This is a genomic window from Kitasatospora sp. NPDC047058 (genome assembly GCF_040643935.1).
GTDB lineage: Bacteria > Actinomycetota > Actinomycetes > Streptomycetales > Streptomycetaceae > Kitasatospora.
Genome location: NZ_JBEYVJ010000656.1, coordinates 1 through 2,753, shown reverse-complemented (window position 1 = coordinate 2,753; position 2,753 = coordinate 1). Strand labels below are relative to the sequence as shown.

2 protein-coding genes and 1 pseudogene are annotated in these 2,753 nt (G+C 73.0%); all 3 read right to left on the bottom strand.

Going from position 1 to position 2,753, the window contains the following annotated elements:
• Window positions 1-180, bottom strand: a pseudogene (locus ABZ885_RS38880) (deferrochelatase/peroxidase EfeB); the annotation flags it as partial.
• Between the two features lie 124 nt (window positions 181-304).
• A complete protein-coding gene (gene efeO, locus ABZ885_RS38875) occupies window positions 305-1,450 on the bottom strand; it encodes an iron uptake system protein EfeO (RefSeq protein WP_360199581.1) in 1,146 nt (381 codons plus the stop codon).
• A 358-nt stretch (window positions 1,451-1,808) separates the two neighbouring features.
• Window positions 1,809-2,693 (bottom strand): ATP-binding cassette domain-containing protein, encoded by an 885-nt coding sequence (locus ABZ885_RS38870; RefSeq protein ID WP_360199583.1) that lies wholly within the window; start codon window positions 2,691-2,693, stop codon window positions 1,809-1,811.
• Window positions 2,694-2,753: the final 60 nt, after the last annotated feature.

Here is a 2,753-nt window from a genome sequence, read left to right as displayed (position 1 = left end):
GGCGGCGGCGACCGAGCCGACGCCGGCGGCGCCGAGGGCGACCCCGGCCCCGGCCCAGCCGATCACGGCACGGCGGCTGAGCGGGCCGCGGCCGGCCGGCTCGGTGGCGGCGGTGGCGGCGGTGGTGCTGGCGTCGGTGCCGGCCGGAGTTCCGGTCTGCTGCGCGTTCTCGGCGTCCATCGGCGGGCGGGCCCTTCTCTGTACTGGACTCACGGATGCCGTGACAGCCGCTCGGGCCGCCACGGCGGTGTGGTGGTGGGTGGTGCGGTGGCTCCGGCCGCCCTGGCGGGCGGCCGGACGGGTGCTACTTGGCGACCACCGCGGCGGCCAGCTTCGACAGCGGCTCGCCCAGCGAGTTCACCGCGTCGGAGAAGGTCTTGCGCTCGGCCTCGGCCACCTTGTCGTACGAGGTGTAGGTGCCGTCCGCCTGCTTGTACTTGGCGAGCAGGGCCTGGATGGCGGCGAACTCCGAGTCCAGGGTCTTGGCCAGCTCGGCGTCCTTCTCGGAGGCGACCGGCTTCAGCAGCTCGTAGGCCTTCTGCGCGCCCTCGACGTTGGCGGCGAAGTCGGCCAGGTCGGTGTGGCTGTAGCGGTCCTCCTCACCGGTGATCTTGCCGGTGGCGACCTCGTCCAGCAGCTCCTTGGCGCCGTTGGCCATGCTGGTCGCGGTGATCTCCGCCGAGGGGATCTTCGTCTGCCAGTCCTTGAGGTCCGCGACCAGCTGGTCGGCGAGCTTCTTCTCGTCGTCGCCGATCTTGGCGTCGGCGAAGAGCGACTTCTCCAGCTTGTGCCAGCCGGTCCACTCCTGGCCGGCCTCCAGGCCGTCCTCGCGGGTGTCGGTCTTCGGGTCGACGTCGCCGAAGCTCTCGGCGACCGGCTCGGTGCGCTCCCAGCCGGTGCGCGACGGCGCGTACAGCGACTTGGCCTTCTCCAGGTCGCCGGCCTTGATCGCGTCGGCGAAGGCCTGGACGGCCGGGATGGTGGCGTCGGCCTGCTCCTGGGCGTACTTGCGGTAGGCGTCGACGGCGGCGGTCAGGCGCGGGTCGGCCGGGGCGGCCGCGGCGGAGGCGTCACCGGTGACGGTGATCTTCTGGCGGATGCCGTCGCCGACCATGCCCGGCTTGCAGGCGATCTCGTAGGATCCGGCCTTGATCTCGGCGTTGATCGTCGCCTTGGTGCCGGGGCCGATGTTCTCGCGCTCCGTGATGATCTTGTCACCGGCGCCGTAGACGTAGACCTCGGTGGTCTTCGAGCCCTTGTTGTCGATGTCGATCACGACGTGGCCGGCCGGGAAGCTGGTCTTCGAGACCTCGCAGGCGGTGTCGGTGGCGTTCACCTTCACGGCGTCGGCGGCGGCCTTGTCGTCCTTCTTCTGCGAGCAACCGGCCAGCGCGGCGGTCGCCACAGCGAGGGTGAGCAGCGTGGCTGCGGTGGAACGACGGGCGGACATGCAGGCTCCAGCGGAAGGCAGGGGGTACCAGGGCAGGGCTGAGCACGAGAACGGGAACCGGACGAGTCCGGCACCCGCGCTCACTTAGCTAAGGCATACCTTAGGGATATCTGATTTCGCCGTCTACACCGCCCCCCGTTCACGATCCGTGCAGGTGAGGGGCGGCCTTGGCAGCGGCATGTCGTCAGCCCACCGACCATTTCCGGCCACGACCCGCCGATCGGCGGGGTTGACCCCGGCCGTCTCCCGTGTCACACGGCGGCGAGGCCCCGGCCCACGGCAGAGGTCCCGGCCCGCCCGGTCCCGCCGCCGCGGCAGCCCCACCCGCGCGGCGCGCGGCGAACGGCCCCCAGCAGCTTCACCCGCGCGGTGTACGGCGGGCGGCCGCGCGGGCGGTCCAGCGGCCGTCGTGCCGGCTGATCCGGATCGGGTGGCCGAAACAGGCGCTGATCAGCTCGGTGGTCATCACCTCGTCCACCGGGCCGGACGCCACGCATCCGCCCTCGCGCAGCAGCAGCGCGTGGGTGGTGCTCTCGGGCAGCTCCTCCAGGTGGTGCGTCACCAGCACGCTGGCCAGTTCCGGGTGCTGGTGGCGCAGCAGGTCCAGGCTGTCCAGCAGCAGCTCGCGGGCGGTCAGGTCGAGGCCGGTGGCGGGCTCGTCGAGCAGCAGCAGCCGGGGGCTGGGCATCAGCGCCCGGGCGATCAGGGCGCGGCCGCGCTCGCCCTGGGAGAGCGTGGTCCACGGTGATCCGGCCACGGCGGCCATGCCGAGGGTCCCGATCAGCAGCTCCGCGCGGTCGAGTTCCTCGGGGGAGGGCTTGCGGTGCAGGTCCGGTTCGATGGTGTTGCGGGTGCCGGTGAGCACGACCTCGCGCACGGTCAGCGGCGAGCGCAGCGGGTGGCGCGGGTTGACGTGGCCGAGATGGGCGCGCAGCTCGCGGATGTCGACCCGGCCGAGCCGGCGGCCGAGGACGTCCACCTCGCCCCGGGTCGGGTGGGAGACCGCGCCGAGCAGGCCGAGCAGGGTGGACTTGCCGGCGCCGTTGGGGCCCAGCAGCGCCCAGTGCTGGCCGGCTTCGATGGTCAGGGTGATCCCGTGCAGCAGGTGGCGGCCGTCGCGGACGACGTCGACGTCGCGGGTGCGCAGCAGCGGGCCCGGCGGCAGTTCCTCGGCCGGCAGCGGGTCGGCCGACAGCGGGCCGGACGCCGGCGCCTCGGTCGGCTGCGGGTCGGACGTACTCATGGCGGGCGAGGAGCTGCCGCCGGGCCCGCTGCTGCGCACCCGCGACGTCGACGTCGTCCG